Here is an 18195-nt window from a genome sequence, read left to right as displayed (position 1 = left end):
CAGACATAGGGCGCGCTTCGGCGCGCCCTATTTTTTTGGTCTCAAGCCGAGACCTCACATCAACCAGCCTTGCGGATCGTCGTCTTCTCGAAGAACCCGTTGGGCGGCCGCTTCAGGCCGAGATTCTCGCGCAGCGTCGATCCCTCATATTGCCGCCTGAAGATGCCGCGCCGCTGCAGCTCGGGCACCACCTTCTCGACGAAATCGTCGAGCCCGGCGGGCAAATAGGGAAACATGATGTTGAAGCCGTCCGATCCCTCGGTGACCAGCCATTCCTCCATCTCGTCGGCAATGGTTTGCGGCGTGCCGACGAAGGCGAGGCCGGAATAGCCACCCAGCCGCTGGGCAAGCTGGCGCACCGTCAGGTTTTCGTTCCGGGCAAGCTCGATGACGCGCTCGCGGCTGCTCTTCGAGGCATTGGTCTCCGGTATTTCAGGCAAAGCGGCGTCAGGATCAAAAGCCGACGCATCATGCCCAAGCGCGATCGATAGCGAGGCAATGCCGCTCTCGTAATAGACCAGGCTGTCGAGCTTCGCCCGCTTGGCCCGCGCGTCCTCGACACTGTCGCCGACGATGACGAAAGCGCCAGGCAGGATCTTGATGTCGTCGCGGGAGCGGCCGAGTTTCTGTGCCCTGCCCTTGACGTCGGCATAGAAGCGCTGCCCGGCGGTAAGATCGCCATGGGCGGCGAAAATCACCTCCGCCGTCTCGGCCGCCAGCTGCCGCCCGGCTTCCGAGGCACCAGCCTGAACGATGACCGGCCAGCCTTGTACCGGCCGCGCAATGTTGAGCGGCCCGCGCACCGAGATGTGCTCGCCCTTGTGGTCCAGCACATGCAGTTTGGCGGGATCGAAATAGAGCCCGCTTTGGGCATCGCGGATGAAGGCGTCGTCGGCAAAACTGTCCCACAGGCCGGTCACGACATCGTAGAATTCCCGCGCCCGGTGATAGCGCTCGTCATGCTCGACATGTTCGTCCAGCCCGAAATTGAGCGCCGCATCCGGGTTGGACGTGGTGACGATGTTCCAGCCGGCACGGCCGCCGCTGATATGGTCGAGCGACGCGAAACGGCGCGCAATGTGATAGGGCGCGTCGAAGGTCGTCGACGCGGTGGCAACGAGACCGATATGATCGGTGACGGCGGCCAGCGCCGACAGCAGCGTGAACGGCTCGAACGAGGTGACGGTGTGGCTGCGGCGCAGCGTCTCGATCGGCATGTTGAGCACGGCCAGATGGTCGGCCATGAAGAAGGCGTCGAACTTCGCGGCTTCCAGCGTCTGGGCGAAGCGCTTCAGATGCGCGAAGTTGAAGTTGGCGTCGGGATAGGCGCCGGGATAGCGCCAGGCGCCGGTGTGCAAGCTGACCGGGCGCATGAAGGCGCCAAGCCGCAATTGCCGTTTTTCTGTCATGGAAAGACACCCTGATGAGGACGAGCGTTGCCGCTCCGGTGTCGCGCAGGATGGAACCGCTTTGCGGCCCTGGGAAGGAATTCTGTTTTGCAGAATCGGCAGCGGGGAGCATTTTCATCGGCGCAACGGAGCAGCCGTCACGCCGCATCATCCGCCATAGCCGATGGCGGATGATGCCATAGAACAGCTCTATTCCGCGGCCAGGGCCAGTTGCGGCCGCTCGGTCGCCAACTCTGGTTCGGGCGCCTGCTCGCTGTTCACCGCCTTCTTCGGCTCGCGGCCGAAGAACAGCGCGTAACCTGCCGGCAGCACCAGGATGGTCAGCACGGTGGCAACCACGATGCCGCCCATCATGGCGTAGGCGAGCGGGCCCCAGAACACGGCGCGCGATATCGGGATCAGCGCCAGCACCGCCGTCATCGCCGTCAGTACGATCGGCCGGAAACGGCGCACAGCCGAGCCGATGATGGCCTCCGAGCGCTCCATGCCTCTGGCGATGTCCTGGTCGATCTGGTCGACCAGGATGATCGAGTTGCGCATGATGATGCCGAGCAGCGCGATCACGCCGAGGATGGCGACGAAGCCGAACGGCGCACCGCTGATCAAAAGCGCGGCAGCCGCACCAATGATGCCGAGCGGACCGGTGGCCAGCACCAGCATCGCCTTGCCGAAGTTCTGCAGCTGGATCATCAAGAGCACCACGATGATGGCCAGCATGATCGGCGCCTTGGCGGCGATCGAGGCCTGGCTTTCGGCCGAATCCTCGGCACCGCCCTGGATCTCGATCTTGTAGCCGGGCGCCAGGCCGTCGCGCAGGCCCTGCATGTCCTTGTACATCTTGGTGACGACATCGTTGGACTGCACGCCGTCGGGCAGCGTTGCCCTCACGCTGATGGTCGGCAGGCGGTCGCGGCGCCATTCGATGCCTTGCTCCAGCACCGGCACCACCTTGGCCACCTGCGACAACGGCACGAAGCCGCCGAAATCGGTCGGGATATACACCGAGTCGACCGAGGACAGCAGGCTGCGGCTGGCATCCGGCTCGCGGGCAACGATGGAGACCGTCTCCTCGCCGTCGCGGAAGTCGTCGAGCGGCGCACCGGCCATGGTCGCCTGCAGCATCTGGCGGATGCGTTGCGAGGTGACGCCTAGCGCCCGGGCGCGATCCTGGTCGATGACCAGCTTCATCGCCGGCACCGGCTCAAGCCAATCGTCATGCACCGCGCCCAGCAACGGATCCTCGCGGAATTTCGCCTTCACCTGGTCGGCGATGCGGCGCACCTCCTGGCGGTCGGGACCCATGACGCGCATCTGAACCGGCCAGCCGGTCGGCGGGCCGAGGAACAGGCGGTCGACCTTGGCGCGGATCGAGGGGAAATCCTCGGCCAGAACCGTGCGCAGCTTGACGATCAGCCGCTCGCGCGCCGGCTCGTCATTGGCCATCACCAGCATCTGGGCGAAGTTTGGGTTGCGCAGTTGCTGGTCGAGCGGCAGGAAGAAGCGCGGCGCGCCCTCGCCGATATAGGTGGCGATGAAGCGCTTGTCCTTGTCGTCCATCATCTTGGCTTCCAGCGCCTTGGCCTGCGCCTCGACCTCCTTGATGCTGGTGCCTTCCGGCAGCCAGAGGTCGACCAGGATTTCCGGCCGCGACGATTGCGGGAAGAAGTTCTGCGGGATGAACTGGAACGCCCACAGGCTGGTGCCGAAAGTCACCAGCGTCATGACGAGCACGATTATGCGGTGGCGCACCGCCCAGCCGACGGTCGAGCGCAGCCGGCGGTAGAAGCGCGTGTCGAAGACATCATGATGGCTGCCGGCATGCTTGCGCTGCTTGAGGATCATGTTGCCGAGCCACGGGGTGAAATAGACCGCGACGAACCACGAGACGATCAGCGCGATGCCGACGACATAGAACAGGGTGCGCACATATTCGCCGGCCGTGGAGGCGGCGAAGCCGACCGGGATGAAGCCGGCGGTGGTGATCAGCGTGCCCGTCAGCATCGGGAATGCGGTCGATGTATAAGCGAAGCTCGCGGCCTCGATCTTGACCAGCCCCTCCTCCAGCTTACGCTCCATCATCTCGACGACGATCATGGCATCGTCGACAAGCAGGCCGAGCGCGATGATCAGGGCGCCCAGCGAAATACGCTGCAGGTCGATGCCGAGCTCGTACATGATGGCGAAGGTAGCGGCCAGAACCAGCGGAATGGCGATGGCGATGACCAGCCCCGAACGCCAGCCGATCGACAGGAACGAGACGACAAGCACGATCAGCAGCGCCTCGCCGAGGGCATGCATGAATTCGGCCACCGCATCCGTGACGACGCCCGGCTGGTCGGAAATCTGGTCGACCGACACGCCATAGGGCAGCGCTTCTTCAAAGCGCTTGTAGGTCGCCTCGACATCCTTGCCGACATCGGTGACCTTGAAACCCTTGGCCATGACGACGCCAAGCTGCACGCTGTCATGACCGTTGAAACGGTATTTGCGCTGGAAGGGATCCTCGAGCCCGGAGGTCACGGTGGCGATGTCGCCGAGACGGGTGACTTGCCCGCCGGCACGCAGGCGCAATTCCCTGATATCGGCGGCCTTGGTGACGTCGCCTTCGACGGAGATGCGCACCGAATTGACGCCGGTGTCGACGGCACCGGCCGGATCGACATTGTTCTGGCCCTTGATAGCGTTCTGCAGGTCGGGCAGCGTCAAGCCACGCTCGGCGAGCGCCTTGGACGAAACGTCGATATAGAGCTTTTCCGGCTGATCGCCAATGATGACGGCCTTCTCGACGCCAGGCGTGGTCAACAGCATGTCGCGCGCCTGGATGGCGAACTTCTTCAGCTCCGGATAGGAGAAGCCGTCACCGCTGATCGAATGCAGGGTGATGAAGGTGTCGCCGAACTCATCGTTGAAATAGGGACCGAGCAGGCCTTGCGGAAGGTCGCCGGAAATGTCGCCGACCTTCTTGCGCACCTGATAGAAGGCGTCCGCCACCTCGGCGGCGTTGGTGTCGCCCTTGATCTGCACGGTGATGATGGCACTGCCGGCACGGGTGAAGGAGCGCACGAAGTCGAGATGCGGTGTTTCCTGCAGCTTGCGCTCGATCTTGTTGACGACCTGGTCTTCCATCTCCTGGATCGAGGAGCCCGGCCAGATCGCCTGCACGACCATCACCCGGAAGGTGAAATCAGGGTCTTCCTTCTGGCCCATGCGCATTAGGCCGAGCGCTCCGGCGATGATGATCAGCCCGAACAGGAAGCGCGCGATGGAGGGATGGCCGATGGCCCAGCGCGACAGGTTGAAGGGCCGCTTTTCTTCAGTGGAGGTCGTCATCGTTGCAGGTCCACTTTGCTTGTTTGCCGGCGCCTGGCCCTTCGAAGAAGCGCCGCGCGCGAAACGAAATCATCTGCGTTCGATCTGGCTTCCGGGCGGCGAGGCCTTCCGAGCGGAGAGACACTCATCGCGGTGGGACGCTAGGTCGATGCGGGGGTACATCGGCCGTGACGTCTCAACCTTCGGGCGCACGCCGCCCGGAAACCTGCGGCCGCGAGAACGCGCGGCCGACCTATCTGTCCTCAGCGCAGCCGGCTGGCGTCGTCGCCCTCGGCGGACGCTGATTGCTGCGCCACGCCGCCGGCGAGCTTCACCCTGAGATTCTCGGTCATGAACTGCGTCCCCGCGGCGACCACGATATCGCCGGGCTTCAATCCCTCGGCCACGCGCACGCCATCGGCGGCGAACTTGGCAACCGTCACCGGACGGGCATGAACGGTGTCGGCGCCACGATCAACGGTCCAGACGATCGACTGGCTGTCTTTCTCAGCCAAGGCGCTCAAGGGGATCGAAACCAGTTGCTTTTCGTTGGCGGCCGACGCGTCGATATTGGCGGTCATGCCTAGAAGCACGCGGGGATCATTGGGCAGGCTGACACGGACGGCGAAGGTGCGCGACTGCGGATCGGCGCTGCCGGCAACCTCGCGGACCTTGCCGTCGAGCGCCAGCGTGCTGTCGGACCAGAAGCCCGCCTTGACTGACTTGCCCGGCTTGAACTCGGCGATCTCCATTTCCGGCACCGCGATCAGCACTTCCTTTTCGCCGTCGACCGCGACAGTGACCACAGGCGTGCCGGAGCCGACCACCTGGCCGACATCGGCGTTGACAGCCGTGACGATACCGTCCCTGTCGGCCTTGAGGTCGGTATAGCCGACCTGGTTCTTGGCCTGGTCAAGCGACGAACGGGCGGAGTCGCGCGTGGCGACCGCCTGGTCATGGGTCAGCGTCGCCTGTTCGAGCTGCGATTTCGGCGCGAAGTTTTTGGTGAAAAGCTGCTCGGCGCGCTTGCGCGCTAGCTCCGTCGTCTCGACCTGCCTTTCGGCGGCATCAAGCGCTGCCTGCGCGCTTTTTACCGAAAGGTCGTAGTCGGTGGGATCGATACGGGCGAGCACATCGCCCGGCGCCACGTGCTGACCGATGTCGACAAGGCGCTCGGTGATCTTGCCGTTGACGCGGAAAGCCAGGGCGCTTTCGGTGCGGGCCCGCACGGAACCCGAATAGGAGAGCATGCGGGAGTCATGCACCTGGGCGATTTCGACGACCTTGACCGGGCGGATGATCTCCTTGACCTCGGCCTTCTCCTGGCTGCAGCCGGCAAGCGCAAGCGCCGCGACGAACAGGCCCGCGACCGGCAACCGGCGGATAATGGAATGGGACAAAGACACCTTGGCACTCCCGAACTGGAGATGAACTGTCGACCGGCGCCCGGCGGGCGGCGGCTATTTCTTCAAGGCCTTGATCGCATAGTCGATCAGGTCGTCGGGCATCGCCCGGTTGGTCTTGGCAAGGCACTGCGCCACCATCTGCGGATGGCAAAGGATGATTGTGGCGGCGCCGAAGCAGCGTGACGCGGTCACCGGGTCCTGCTCGGCGAACTCGCCGGTCTCGATACCCTCGCGTATCACCTCCGCGAAGAGATCGTGGATGCTGTCGATGTGCTTGTCGATGACGCCCCAGTCGCGCTCCAGCGCGACGATGACCATCTCATGGACCTTCTGCGCATCGAGCATGGTCTCCAGCGTCATCTTGTATTGCGCATGGATGTAGCGACGAAGCCGCTCCTCGGCACCAATCGGCAGGTGCATGATCTCGTAGGCCATCTTGTAGCTGGCGCCGAGCATCCGGCCGCACACCGCCTGGTGGATTTCCACCTTGGAGGCAAAGAAACGGTAGATGTTGGCCGGCGACATGCCGAGTTCGCGGGCAATGTCGGCTACATTGGTCTTGCCGTAGCCGTAGTGCCGGAACAGGCGTTCGGCGCAGTCGAGAATGCGCGTCACATTCTCCTGTCTGGCGGCATCGACCATGATGTTGGCGGCTTCGGACATAGCTCTTTCGTTTGACAAGTGACGAATTTCAATTTTCGTCAGTCGTAAATTGAAGAAGATGGGATGTCAACGCGAAATCGACGTACGCGTACAAGATAGTGACAGATGGTGACATCCAACAGACGTCACCAAGCGGCCCAAGGATGCGGGCAACTCAAAATATTTTTGAAGAAGCCGCCGGCGCTTCAGGCGAGTTTGGCCATTTCCCGCAGCCGGAATTTCTGGATCTTGCCGGTCGAGGTCTTTGGAATCTCGGCGAAAATCACCGCTTTCGGCACTTTGAAGCGGGCAAGCAGCGAACGGCAGTGCTCGATGATCTCGGCCTCGGTCGCCGTCTTGCCGGGCTTCAGCTCGACATAGGCAACCGGTACTTCGCCCCATTTGTCGTCATGGCGCGCCACAACGCCGCAGGAGGCGACGGACGGGTGCTTGTAGAGCGCATCCTCGACCTCGATCGAGGAAATGTTCTCGCCACCCGAAATGATGATGTCCTTGGAACGATCCTTGAGCTGGATGTAGCCATCGGGATGCATGACGCCGAGATCGCCGGAATGGAACCAGCCACCGGCGAAGGCTTCGTTGCTCGCCTTGCGGTTCTTGAGATAGCCCTTCATGACGATATTGCCGCGGAACATGACCTCGCCGATGGTTTCGCCGTCGGCCGGCGTCGCCTGCATCGTCTCGGGATCCATGACGGTCAGGCCTTCGAGCGCGGCATAGCGCACGCCCTGCCTTGCCTTCTTGGCGCTGCGCTCGCCCTTGGCAAGATCGTCCCATTCGCCGTGCCATTCGTTGACCACGGCCGGGCCATAGGTCTCGGTCAGGCCATAGAGATGGGTGACGGCAAAACCGGCATCGGCCATGCCCGACAGCACGGCTTCTGGCGGCGGCGCGGCCGCGGTGTTGAAGGTCACCGTCTGCGCGAACGTGCGCTTGTCCTCATCCTTGGCATTGATCAGCACCGACATGACGACCGGCGCGCCGCAGAGATGGGTGACGCCGTGATCGGCGATAGCATCGTAGATCGGCTTCGGCCGCACCCAGCGAAGGCAGACATGGGTGCCGGCCTGGACGGCCAGCGTCCATGGAAAGCACCAGCCATTGCAGTGGAACATCGGCAGCGTCCAGAGATAGACGGCGTGCTTGGCCATGCCGGCATGGATGGTGTTGGTGTAGGCCATCAGGGCGGCGCCGCGATGGTGATAGACGACGCCCTTCGGATTGCCCGTCGTGCCCGAGGTGTAGTTGAGCGAGATGGCGTCCCATTCATCGTCGGGCATCGACCAGACGAAATCCTCATCGCCGCCGGCGACAAAATCCTCATAGTCGAGCGCGCCAATCCGCTCACCCTTCGGATAGGGGGCGTCGGCGGCGTAGTCGGGATCGTCATAGTCAATGACCAGCGGCTTGACCTTGGCCAGATCGAGCGCCTGCCGGACGACGCCGGAGAATTCGCGGTCGACGATCAGCACCTTGGTCTCGGCATGGTCGAACTGGAATGCGATGACCGCGGCGTCGAGGCGGGTGTTGAGCGAATGCAGCACCGCCTTGGTCATCGGCACGCCGAAATGCGTCTCCAGCATTGGCGGCGTGTTGGACAGCATCACGGTGACCGTGTCGCCCTTGCCGATGCCGTGCTTTTGCAGCGCCGAGGCGAGCTTCAGCGAGCGGCGCCAGAAATCGCGGTAGCTGATGCGCTGGCGGCCGTGGATGATGGCTATGTGGTCGGGATACGTCCTTGCCGCGCGCTCCAGATAGGTGAGCGGCGTCAGCGGCTGGTGGTTGGCCGCGTTCCTGTCGAGATCCTGTTCGTAAGGATTGCCCATCCCGTCCTCCCCAAAAGTCCTTTTCGAGCTTTCTAACCTTAGGGCTCTCGTCAAGCCATCCCCCTGAATGGCCGAAAATGCTATGCTGTCCTGGCTTTGTAGAACGACCATCCCGGATGCGTTTTGTTTAGAGGCGATCGCACTCACGCATGCCAATTTGACTTTTGTCGAGAGCCGTGACTAATGTCAGCCGAGGAGGCGGCATGGCGATCCGACCGGCAGAACAACTCATTCACAAAGCCGCCTGGCTCTACTATGCGCATGGCCTGCGGCAGGACCAGGTTGCAAGCCAGCTTAACATTTCGCGTGCCTCGGTGGCCATGTATCTGCGCAAGGCGCGCGAGACCGGCATCGTCAACATCTCGACCTCGACCCAGTTGTTCACCGACGACGTGATGGCGCGCAGGCTCGAGGACGCCTTGAAACTCGACGCGGTCTGGATCGCGCCGGAGAACGGCCATATCCCGGACCCGTCGACTGATATCGCCGTGCTGGCGGCGAGCGTCTTTCTCGAACTGGTCAAGAAGGGCGACCGCATCGGCGTCGCCTGGGGCCGCACCGTCTATACGATCGCCGACATCATGTCCTATGCCGACCTGCAGGATGTCACGGTGGTGCAGCTCTGCGGCAATCTCGGCGCGCCCTACTCCTATCGGCCCGACCAGTGCACCATGGAGATCGCGCGGCGCCTCAACGCCAAGGGGCTTAATTTCTATGCGCCGCTGGTGCTGTCGACGGAAGAGCTGGCGCGTGCGCTGCGCGCTGAGCCGGTGATCCGCGAACAACTGGCCGGCATCAGCGATTGCAACCTCGCGCTTTTCTCCGTCGGCACCGTCGATGCAGACAGCCACGTCGTCAAATGCGGCGCGCTCAACCCGGACGAAATGGCCGCGCTGCGCGGTATCGGCGCCGCCGGCGTGATCGCCGGACAGATCATCGACGCCAAGGGCGAGGCGCTCGACTGCAGCTATAACCGCCGGGTCATTTCGGCTGACCTCGCCTCGCTGCGCGCCATCGAAAAACGCCTGGTGGTGGTGCAGGAGGACAGCAAGTTCGAGCCATTGCTGGCGGCGCTCGCCGGCGGGCTTTGCACGCATCTAGTGGTCGGCGCGCATATGGTGCAGCGGCTGCTCGATCATGCCGGAGCGGCACCACAAAACGCATCCTGAAAAAGCAACCCTTCGCCGGCGCATTGTCATCAAGGCGTCGCGGCATTCCTGTTTCACCACCCAAGACAGCAACTGGACGAAGCGAACATGAAGAATTTGTGGAACGACGACACGGCCGAGAAACTCGTCGCCGACTATGCGCAAAAGGGTGTCGGCCGCGACCTCGCGCTGCGCGTCTACACGACGCGGCTGCTGGGCGGCGTGCCACAGCTGGTCCTGCATGGCGGCGGCAATACGTCCTGCAAGATGAAGGCGACCGATCTTGTCGGCGATGAATGGGATGTGCTGTGCGTCAAGGGCAGCGGCTGGGATATGGCCGTCATCGAGCCGCAGGGCCTGCCGGCGGTCAAGATGCGCGCCCTGCTCAAGGCGCGCGCGCTGGACAAGCTCGCCGATGAGGACATGGTGGCGCTGCAGCGGGCGAACCTCATCGACCCCTCCTCGCCCAACCCCTCGGTCGAGACGCTGCTGCATGCCTTCCTGCCGCACAAATTCGTCGATCACACCCATTCGACCGCCATCCTGGCTATCGTCGACCAGGAAGATTCGAAGCCGTTGGTGAAGACGGTGTTCGGCAGCAAGATGGGCTATGTGCCCTACATCATGCCGGGCTTCGACCTCGCTAAGGCGGCGGCCGACGTCTTCGATGCCGACCCGACGGTGGAAGGACTGATCCTCGACAAGCATGGCATCTTCACCTTCGGCGACGATGCCAAACAGGCCTATGACCGGATGATCCACTATGTGAACGTCGCCGAGGAGTACGTCGCTGAGAATGCCAAGCCGAAGGCTGCCAAAGCAGCGTTGCCGGCAAAGCTCGCGACCCCGGCTTCCATTGCCCCGATGCTGCGCGGCGCCGTTGCGGTGGCGCGCGGCGAAGGCCGCTTCGATCGCATGATCTCCGACTTCCGCACCTCCGACGCGATCGTCGATTTCATCAATTCGGCCGCCATCGCCGACTATGCCGGACGCGGCGTGTCGACACCGGATCTGTCGATCCGCATCAAGACCGGACCGATGGCGGTGCCCGCGCCAGACGCCGACAAGGTTGGCGACTACAAGGGCGTCATCAAGAGCCATGTTGACGCTTTCGCCAAGGAATACCGTGCCTATTTCGAGACCAATGACGCACTCGACGACGTCAAGCGCACCATGCTCGACCCGATGCCGCGGCTGACGCTGGTGCCGGGGCTCGGCATGTTCGGCCACGGCCGCACGCTGAAGGATGCCAGGATCGCCTCCGATGTCGGCGAGATGTGGATCGAGGCGGTGCGCGGCGCCGAAGCCGTCGGCCGTTTCCATCCGCTGTCCAAGGCCGATTTGTTCCCGCTCGAATACTGGTCGCTCGAACAGGCCAAGCTTGCCTCCAACAAGCCGAAGCCGCTGACCGGCCAGGTGGTGCTGATCACCGGCGGCGCCGGCGCGATCGGGGCTGCGACGGCAAAATTGTTCGCCGACAATGGTGCCCATGCGGTCGTGGTCGATCTCGATGCCGAAAAGGCCGCTGAAGCCGCCAAGAAAGCCGGCAACAATTCGATCGGTGTAGGCGCCGACATCACCGACCCGGTCCAGGTGCGGGCCGCTTTCGACAAAGCGGTCGCAGTCTTCGGCGGCGTCGACATCCTGGTCTCCAATGCGGGCGCGGCCTGGGAAGGCCGGATCGGCGAGCTCGACGATGCGCTGCTGCGCAAGAGTTTCGAACTCAATTTCTTCGCCCATCAGTCGGTGGCGCAGAACGCCGTGCGCATCATGCTCGAACAAGGCACCGGCGGTGTGCTTCTGTTCAACACCTCCAAGCAGGCGGTCAATCCCGGTCCGAAATTCGGCGCCTATGGCGTGCCGAAGGCGGCGACATTGTTCCTGTCCCGGCAATATGCGCTCGACTACGGCGCCCATGGCATCCGCTCGAACGCCGTCAACGCCGACCGTATTCGCTCCGGCCTTTTGACCGACGCCATGATCGCCAGCCGCTCCGGCGCGCGCGGAGTGTCGGAGAAGGAATACATGTCCGGCAACCTGCTTGGCCAGGAAGTGACGGCGCAGGATGTGGCGCAGGCCTTCCTGCATCACGCGCTTGCCGAACGCACCACCGCCGACGTGACGACGGTCGACGGCGGCAACATCGCGGCGGCGCTGCGATAGGCTTTCCAGCAGACAACAAAAAGGGCGGCTCGCAGGCCGCCCTTTTCATATGCGCTATGACGCCACCTACTTCGCGTTCGGGTTCGGCATCCAGGCCGGCATGGCGACATCGGCATGGGCGAACTGCGGCAGCTTGGCCGACAGGTCTTCCATGTTCTTGATGTCCTTGTCGATCAGTTCCTTCTGGGTGATCAGCGTCGGCGGCACGATGACGTTGTGGCCGGGATCTTCACCGGCGAGCAGTTGCGCCAGAGCGCGCACCGAGACCTGGCCGACGACGGCCGGGTTGGTCGCCGCGGTCGCCGCCCAGGCGCTATCGGGCTCGCGCATCGCCGATATATCCGATGTCGAGATGTCGGCCGAATAGATCTTGATGCCCTTGTTCAGGCCGGCCTCGTCGACGGCGATCTTCACGCCCTTGGCGAATTCATCATAGGGGGCGAACATCACCTTGATGTCGGGATGGGCCGACAGCACCGAGCGCGCCTGGTTGGCGACGGAGTTGGCGATCGGGTTGTCGAGCGTGCCGAACATCGCGACTTCCTTGATGCCGGCATATTTCTTCTTCACGTCGACCCAGGTCTCGTTGCGGCGGTCGAGCGGCGCGATACCGGCGACGTAGACATAGCCGGCATTCCAGCTATCACCATTGTCCTTCACCGCCTGCTCGAGCGCGAGACGGGCAAGGTCTTTATCCGATTGTTCGATCTGCGGGATCTTGGGGTTTTCGACATTGACATCGAATGCCACCACCTTGATGCCGGCGTCGACCGCGCGCTGGGCCGCATCCTTCATCGATTCCGTCAGGCCGTGCTGAATGATGATACCCTGCACGCCAAGCGCGATGGCCTGGTCGACCATATCGGACTGAAGGGCGGCATCCTGGCGGCTGTCGAGCACGCGCAGGTCGATGCCAAGCGCCTTGGACTGCGCCTCGACGCCCGAGAGATAGGCCTGGAAGAAGTCGCCGGTCGAGAGATAGCGCACCAGCGCGATCTTGACGCCGGGCTTGTCGAACGGCGCCGGCTTGTCCGCGGCAAAAGCCGGGACCTGCATCAGCATGGTTGCGCCGGCCAGCCCGAGCGCCACCTTCCCCAGAAGTCTTCTCGTGATGTTCACCTTGTTTTCCTCCACTCTTGTTGAACCCAAAATCCTGTCCGGTCGAGACTACCCCCTGCCCCTGCCCGAAAGGGCAAAGGTGAAGACAAGGGCGACGACCAGAACCACGCCCTTGACAAAATCCTGCGTGTAGTAAGGCGCGTTCATCATCGTCAGGCCTTGCAGCAGGATGCCGACGAACAGCGCGCCGACGGCCGTGCCGAAGGCGTTCGGCTTGGCGGCACCGAGCACCGCGTAGCCGATCAGCGCCGCGGCAACCGCATCGAGCAGCAGATTATTACCCGAGGCGATGTCGCCGCGTCCAAGCCGGGCGGCGAGCAAAATGCCGCCGATCGAGGCAAAAACTCCTGAAATAACGTAGGCCCAGATCTTGTATGCCTTGACAGGCGCACCGGCGAGTTCGGCGGCACGCTCGTTGGAGCCGACCGCGTACATCATGCGGCCGAACCGGGTGTATTCGAGGAAGAACCAGATCAGCAGGGCCAGCACCAGCAGCACCACCACCGACACCGGAATGAGGTTCGGGATGAAGAAGTCGAAGCGGTGGCGGCCGAGCGCCAGGAAAGCGTCGCCGAACTTGCCATTGGCGACCGAACCGTCTGGCATGGTCATGCCGGTGGCGATCGAGCGGCCTTCGGTCGGGATGCGCTGCAGGCCGACCAGCAGGAACATCATGCCGAGCGTCGCCAAAAGATCGGGCACGCGCATATAGACGATCAGCCAGCCGTTGATCAGCCCGACAATGGCACCGATGAGCAGGCAGACAACGACCGCCACGACGGCGTTCTGCTCCAACACCACCATGACATAGGCAGCCGCCATCATGGCCGATGTGGCGACCGAGCCGATCGACAGGTCGAAGCCGCCGACGACCAGCGTGGCGGTGACGCCGAGCGCCAGCACGCCGGTGATGGCGACCGACTGGAAGATGAAGACGGCACTTTGCGGCGAGACAAACCCATCGGCGGCGATCGCGAAATAGGCGACGAGCCCGAACAACAGGACGATAAACCCATAGCGTATGGCGTGGTCGCGCAGCGTCATTCAGCGCACCCGCGCGACGCAGCCATTCCTATCCAACTCGGACGCATAGTCTCTCCATTCCAATTCTAGCCGCTGCCACGCTCAGGCGGCGCTGTGCAGCGGCCCGCCGGCAACCTCGGCCAGCAGGCGATCGAGATCGACTTCGGCGTTGCGGTGTTCGCCGACGATTGTGTGTTCCGACATCACCAGGATGCGGTCGGCCGTCTCCAGCGCCTCGTCGAGTTCGGTGACGAACAAGAGCGTCGCGCGGCCATTGGCGCTTGCTCTCAGCTTGGCGGCAATGTCGCGCCTGGCCGAGATGTCGACGCCCTGAAAGGGCTCGTCGAGGATGAACAGCGCGGCATTCTGCGCCATCCAGCGGGCAACCATGACCTTCTGCTGGTTGCCGCCTGACAATGCCGACATTTCGTCTTTCTCGGAACGGCAGACGATGCTGAGTTCCTCGATCTGCCGGCGCGCGATGGCGCGTTCGAGGCGGCGCTCGAGCACGCCAAGAGTCGACATGCGCTTGAGGAAAGGCAGGCTGACATTGCGCTCGATGTTGAAGCCGCTGACGATGCCGCTGGTGGCGCGATCCTTGGCGACGAGGAACACGCCGGCGGCGATCGCATCGCCGGCCGATCGCGGCGCATAGGGCTTGCCGTTCATCGTCATGGTGCCGGTCAGCGGCTTGCGCACGCCGAACAGCGTCTCGGCAAGTGCTGTCTTGCCGACGCCGACGAGGCCGGTGATGGCGACGACCTCGCCATCGCCAAGCGTCAGCGAAATCGGCCTGGCGCCTTGCCCGATGCGCAGGCCTTCGACCGTCAGGACCGGCTTGGCCGAACTCCTGGCAACGATCTGGTCGAGATGGATCTTGCGGCCGAGCATGGCATTGACCGCGCCTTCATAGTCGAGCGGTTTGGTGTCGAAGGCACCTGAAATGACGCCGTCGCGCATCGAGACGATGCGGTCGGCAAGCCGCCTGATGTCCGACATGCGGTGTGAGATGTAGAGGATCGCCACGCCTTGCTCGCGCAGCCTGTCGACCAGCGCGAACAGCCGGTCGGCCTCGGCGCTGGAGAGCGAGGAGGTCGGCTCGTCAAGGATCAGCACTTTCGGCTGATGCGCCAAGGCCCGCGCGATCGCCACCATCTGGCGATCGGCCAGCGAAAGGTCGTTGACGCGGGCCTTGAGATCGATAGCCAAACCCATGCGGTCGGCGACGGCCTTGGCCTCGCGGCGCACGCGGGCCGGATTGAACAGCGTCGGCACGCCCTTGCCGCTCAGCCTGTCGAGTGTGAGGTTTGTGGCGACGTCGAGGTCGGCGACCACACCGTCATTGATGTTCTGGTGCACGGTGACAACACCGGCGCGGATCGCCTCCGCCGGCGTGTTCGGCGCAAAATCCTGGTCCGCGAGGGTCATCGTGCCGCCGCCGCGTTCGTAGACGCCGCTGATGATCTTGACGAGGGTGGATTTGCCGGCGCCATTGGCGCCCATCAGCACGGTGACTTGGCCGGAATGCAGCTCGAGCGAGATGCCGCCAAGCACCTCGTTACGGCCAAAGGATTTCCTCAGTCCCTCTACACGGAACACGGCATTGCCGACCATGCGTTCCTCCCTGACCATGACGCTATGGGCTATATCGGCAATTGTCAACACGATTGACAATTGCCAGATCGCTTCCTAGCTTGGCCCCGCCGTCAAGGCTCCCTTATGATCGGAGCGCACAGGCGGGAGGGACACGAATGACCGGAAAATCGCCGTTCGAAGCACTGTCGGTGGAGACGCTTGCAACGCGCCTCGGCACGAACGAGGCGCTGTGCGCCAAGATCGGCAGGGACACGACACAGTGGAAGGTCCGCGAGGTGGGCGACGGCAATCTCAACCTCGTCTTCATCGTCGAGGGCGCCGGCGGCGCGGCGGTGGTCAAGCAGGCCCTGCCCTATGTCCGCCTGGTCGGCGACAGCTGGCCGCTGCCGCTGAAGCGCTCCTTCTTCGAGTATCACGCGCTGACAAGGCAAGAGGCGCGCGCGCCGGGCTCGGTGCCGGCGATCTATCATTTCGATGAAGGCCAGGCGCTGATCATCATGGAGTATCTGGCGCCGCCACACATCATTCTCAGGCGCGCCCTGATCGACGGGCGCCAGTTGCCCAACATCGCCAGGGATATCGGCCTGTTCATGGCCCGTACGCTGTTTCGCGGTTCCGACCTGTCGATGGTGACCAAGGATCGCAAGGCCGATCTCGCGCTGTTCGCCGACAATGTCGAGCTCTGCGACATCACCGAGAACCTGGTGTTTTCCGATCCCTATTTCGACGCCAAGATGAACCGCCATACGTCGCCGCAGCTCGACGGCGTCGTCGCCGAACTGCGCGCTGATCGCGACCTCAAGGTCGAGGCGCAGCGGCTGAAGCACATTTTCGCCGCCAATGCCGAGACATTGCTGCATGGCGACCTGCATTCCGGCTCGATCATGGTCACCGACACGGAGACCCGGATGATCGATCCGGAGTTTGCCTTCTACGGACCGATGGCCTTCGATGTCGGCATGCTGCTCGCCAATTTCTGGATGTCGTTCTTCTCGCAACACGGACATGAGGAGAAGGGCAAGCGCGATGCGATGCGCGCCTATCTGCTTGGGGTCACCGCAGAGACATGGGCGGTGTTCCGCGCCGAATTCTCGCATCTGTGGCGCAGCGAGCGCACCGGCATGCTCTACCAAAAAAGCCTGTTCGAGGATCAGGGCGACAGGCTGGGTGCCGAACAGGCGCTCGACCATATGCTGCACCAGATCTGGACCGATCTGCTCGGCTTTGCCGGCATCGAGGTGCACAGGCGCATCCTCGGCCTCGCCCACAATGCCGATTTCGAGACCATTGCCGATGAAGAGCTTCGCGCCAGTTGCGAGGCAAAGGCGCTGAAATTCGGCCGTCACATCGCCGTCAACCGGCGCCAGATACACAGCATCGACGAGGTCAACACCCTGGCCGCGCTGATCGAACAGGAGAGCAGCATTTGAACGTCGGCGACCGCCACTACCGCACCATCTGGCTGAGCGACGACGGCCGTTCGGTCGAGATCATCGACCAGCGATGGCTGCCACATGATTTCCGCATCGAGACGATCGGCACGGTTGCCGGAATCGCCACCGCCATCCGCGACATGTGGGTGCGCGGCGCGCCGCTGATCGGCGTCACCGCGGCTTACGGCGTCGCCATGCAGATGGCGGATGATCCGTCCGACGCAGCGCTCGATGCCGTGTGGGAGACGCTGCACGAGACGCGTCCGACGGCGATCAATCTGCGCTGGGCGCTGGACGAGATGCGGCGCTTCCTCAAGCCGCTGCCAACGCAACAACGCGCCGCGGCCGCCTATCGGCGCGCCGCCGAGATCGCCGACGAGGATGTCGGACTGAACCGCGCCATCGGCGAGAACGGTCTCGCCATCATCAAGGCGATCGCGGCGCGCAAGCAGCCGGGCGAAACGGTCAATATCCTGACCCACTGCAATGCCGGCTGGCTGGCGACCGTCGATTACGGCACTGCCACCGCGCCGATCTATCTGGCAACGGAAGCCGGCATCCCGGTCCACGTCTATGTCGATGAGACCCGGCCGCGCAACCAAGGCGCCCAGCTCACCGCCTGGGAGATGGCCGGCCACGGCGTTCCGCACACGCTGATCGTCGACAATGCCGGCGGCCATCTGATGCAGCGCGGCGCGATCGACATGGTCATCGTCGGCACCGACCGCACCACCGCCGACGGCGATGTCTGCAACAAGATCGGCACCTATCTGAAAGCGCTCGCCGCCGCCGACAATGACGTGCCGTTCTATGTCGCGCTGCCCTCGCCGACCATCGACTGGACGGTGCATGACGGGCTCGAGGAGATCCCTATCGAGCAGCGTTCGGCCGACGAGGTCTCGCTGGTCTGGGGCAAGACCGCCAGCGGCGAGATCGCCCAGGTACGTATCTCGCCCGAAGCGACGCCGGCCGCCAACCCGGCCTTCGACGTGACCCCTGCACGGCTAGTGACCGGGCTCATCACCGAGCGCGGCATCGCCAAGGCCTCGCGCGAGGGCCTGAGGGCAATGTTCCCAGAACGGGCATAGCGCCGAAACCGG

At 63.5% G+C, this 18195-nt stretch carries 12 protein-coding genes; 4 read left to right on the top strand and 8 right to left on the bottom strand.

Features of this window, described 5'->3' with window-relative positions; genetic code table 11:
* Positions 1–59 precede the first annotated feature (59 nt).
* The 5 genes from ACLGL5_RS17110 to ACLGL5_RS17090 form a co-directional block, all read right to left on the bottom strand.
* Positions 60–1409 carry an LLM class flavin-dependent oxidoreductase gene (locus ACLGL5_RS17110; protein ID WP_069091627.1) on the bottom strand — a complete coding sequence of 450 codons (1350 nt, stop codon included), beginning with the start codon at positions 1407–1409 and terminating at the stop codon, positions 60–62.
* Positions 1410–1598: 189 nt separating this feature from the next.
* Complete coding sequence (locus tag ACLGL5_RS17105) at positions 1599–4739, bottom strand: efflux RND transporter permease subunit (protein WP_019856849.1); 3141 nt, start codon at positions 4737–4739, stop codon at positions 1599–1601.
* 242 nt (positions 4740–4981) lie between these two features.
* Positions 4982–6124, bottom strand: coding sequence for an efflux RND transporter periplasmic adaptor subunit (locus ACLGL5_RS17100; protein WP_069091626.1), 1143 nt, complete (start codon positions 6122–6124; stop codon positions 4982–4984).
* 54 nt (positions 6125–6178) lie between these two features.
* Positions 6179–6787 (bottom strand): TetR/AcrR family transcriptional regulator, encoded by a 609-nt coding sequence (locus tag ACLGL5_RS17095; RefSeq protein WP_069091625.1) that lies wholly within the window; start codon positions 6785–6787, stop codon positions 6179–6181.
* 185 nt (positions 6788–6972) lie between these two features.
* Complete coding sequence (locus ACLGL5_RS17090; protein ID WP_069091624.1) at positions 6973–8613, bottom strand: acyl-CoA synthetase; 1641 nt, start codon at positions 8611–8613, stop codon at positions 6973–6975.
* Positions 8614–8816: 203 nt separating this feature from the next.
* On the opposite strand from ACLGL5_RS17090, the gene ACLGL5_RS17085 reads away from it, so the two are divergent.
* Positions 8817–9782, top strand: a complete 966-nt coding sequence (locus tag ACLGL5_RS17085) for a sugar-binding transcriptional regulator (RefSeq protein WP_069091623.1) — start codon at positions 8817–8819, stop codon at positions 9780–9782.
* Positions 9783–9869: 87 nt separating this feature from the next.
* Positions 9870–11924, top strand: a complete 2055-nt coding sequence (locus tag ACLGL5_RS17080; RefSeq protein ID WP_069091622.1) for a bifunctional aldolase/short-chain dehydrogenase — start codon at positions 9870–9872, stop codon at positions 11922–11924.
* A 66-nt stretch (positions 11925–11990) separates the two neighbouring features.
* Here ACLGL5_RS17080 and ACLGL5_RS17075 read toward each other — a convergent pair whose 3' ends face one another.
* From ACLGL5_RS17075 to ACLGL5_RS17065, 3 genes are all read right to left on the bottom strand, one after another.
* Entirely contained in the window at positions 11991–13043 is a 1053-nt protein-coding gene (locus tag ACLGL5_RS17075; RefSeq protein WP_027046591.1) for a substrate-binding domain-containing protein, read from the bottom strand.
* Between the two features lie 48 nt (positions 13044–13091).
* A complete protein-coding gene (locus tag ACLGL5_RS17070; protein WP_019856842.1) occupies positions 13092–14087 on the bottom strand; it encodes an ABC transporter permease in 996 nt (331 codons plus the stop codon).
* 81 nt (positions 14088–14168) lie between these two features.
* On the bottom strand, positions 14169–15680 hold the full coding sequence (locus ACLGL5_RS17065; RefSeq protein WP_069091621.1) for a sugar ABC transporter ATP-binding protein: 1512 nt from the start codon (positions 15678–15680) through the stop codon (positions 14169–14171).
* 137 nt (positions 15681–15817) lie between these two features.
* On the opposite strand from ACLGL5_RS17065, the gene mtnK reads away from it, so the two are divergent.
* Complete coding sequence (gene mtnK / locus ACLGL5_RS17060; RefSeq protein ID WP_038645258.1) at positions 15818–17092, top strand: S-methyl-5-thioribose kinase; 1275 nt, start codon at positions 15818–15820, stop codon at positions 17090–17092.
* Positions 17089–18183, top strand: a complete 1095-nt coding sequence (gene mtnA / locus ACLGL5_RS17055) for an S-methyl-5-thioribose-1-phosphate isomerase (protein WP_069091620.1) — start codon at positions 17089–17091, stop codon at positions 18181–18183. Before mtnK ends, mtnA begins: the two co-directional genes overlap by 4 nt.
* The last annotated feature ends 12 nt before the right edge of the window (positions 18184–18195 follow it).

Source organism: Mesorhizobium sp. U510 (assembly GCF_059180695.1).
The sequence above is the reverse complement of the archived record's forward strand: the minus strand, read 5'-3'. Positions and strand labels throughout refer to the sequence as shown.

Bases quoted from the DNA above. Each gene is read 5' to 3' on its own strand.
- ACLGL5_RS17110 (WP_069091627.1), bottom strand. From the start codon at position 1,409: ATGACAGAAAAACGGCAATTGCGGCTTGGCGCCTTCATGCGCCCGGTC.
- ACLGL5_RS17105 (WP_019856849.1), bottom strand. From the start codon at position 4,739: ATGACGACCTCCACTGAAGAAAAGCGGCCCTTCAACCTGTCGCGCTGG.
- ACLGL5_RS17095 (WP_069091625.1), bottom strand. From the start codon at position 6,787: ATGTCCGAAGCCGCCAACATCATGGTCGATGCCGCCAGACAGGAGAAT.
- ACLGL5_RS17090 (WP_069091624.1), bottom strand. From the start codon at position 8,613: ATGGGCAATCCTTACGAACAGGATCTCGACAGGAACGCGGCCAACCAC.
- ACLGL5_RS17085 (WP_069091623.1), top strand. From the start codon at position 8,817: ATGGCGATCCGACCGGCAGAACAACTCATTCACAAAGCCGCCTGGCTC.
- ACLGL5_RS17080 (WP_069091622.1), top strand. From the start codon at position 9,870: ATGAAGAATTTGTGGAACGACGACACGGCCGAGAAACTCGTCGCCGAC.
- ACLGL5_RS17070 (WP_019856842.1), bottom strand. From the start codon at position 14,087: ATGACGCTGCGCGACCACGCCATACGCTATGGGTTTATCGTCCTGTTG.
- ACLGL5_RS17065 (WP_069091621.1), bottom strand. From the start codon at position 15,680: ATGGTCGGCAATGCCGTGTTCCGTGTAGAGGGACTGAGGAAATCCTTT.
- mtnK (WP_038645258.1), top strand. From the start codon at position 15,818: ATGACCGGAAAATCGCCGTTCGAAGCACTGTCGGTGGAGACGCTTGCA.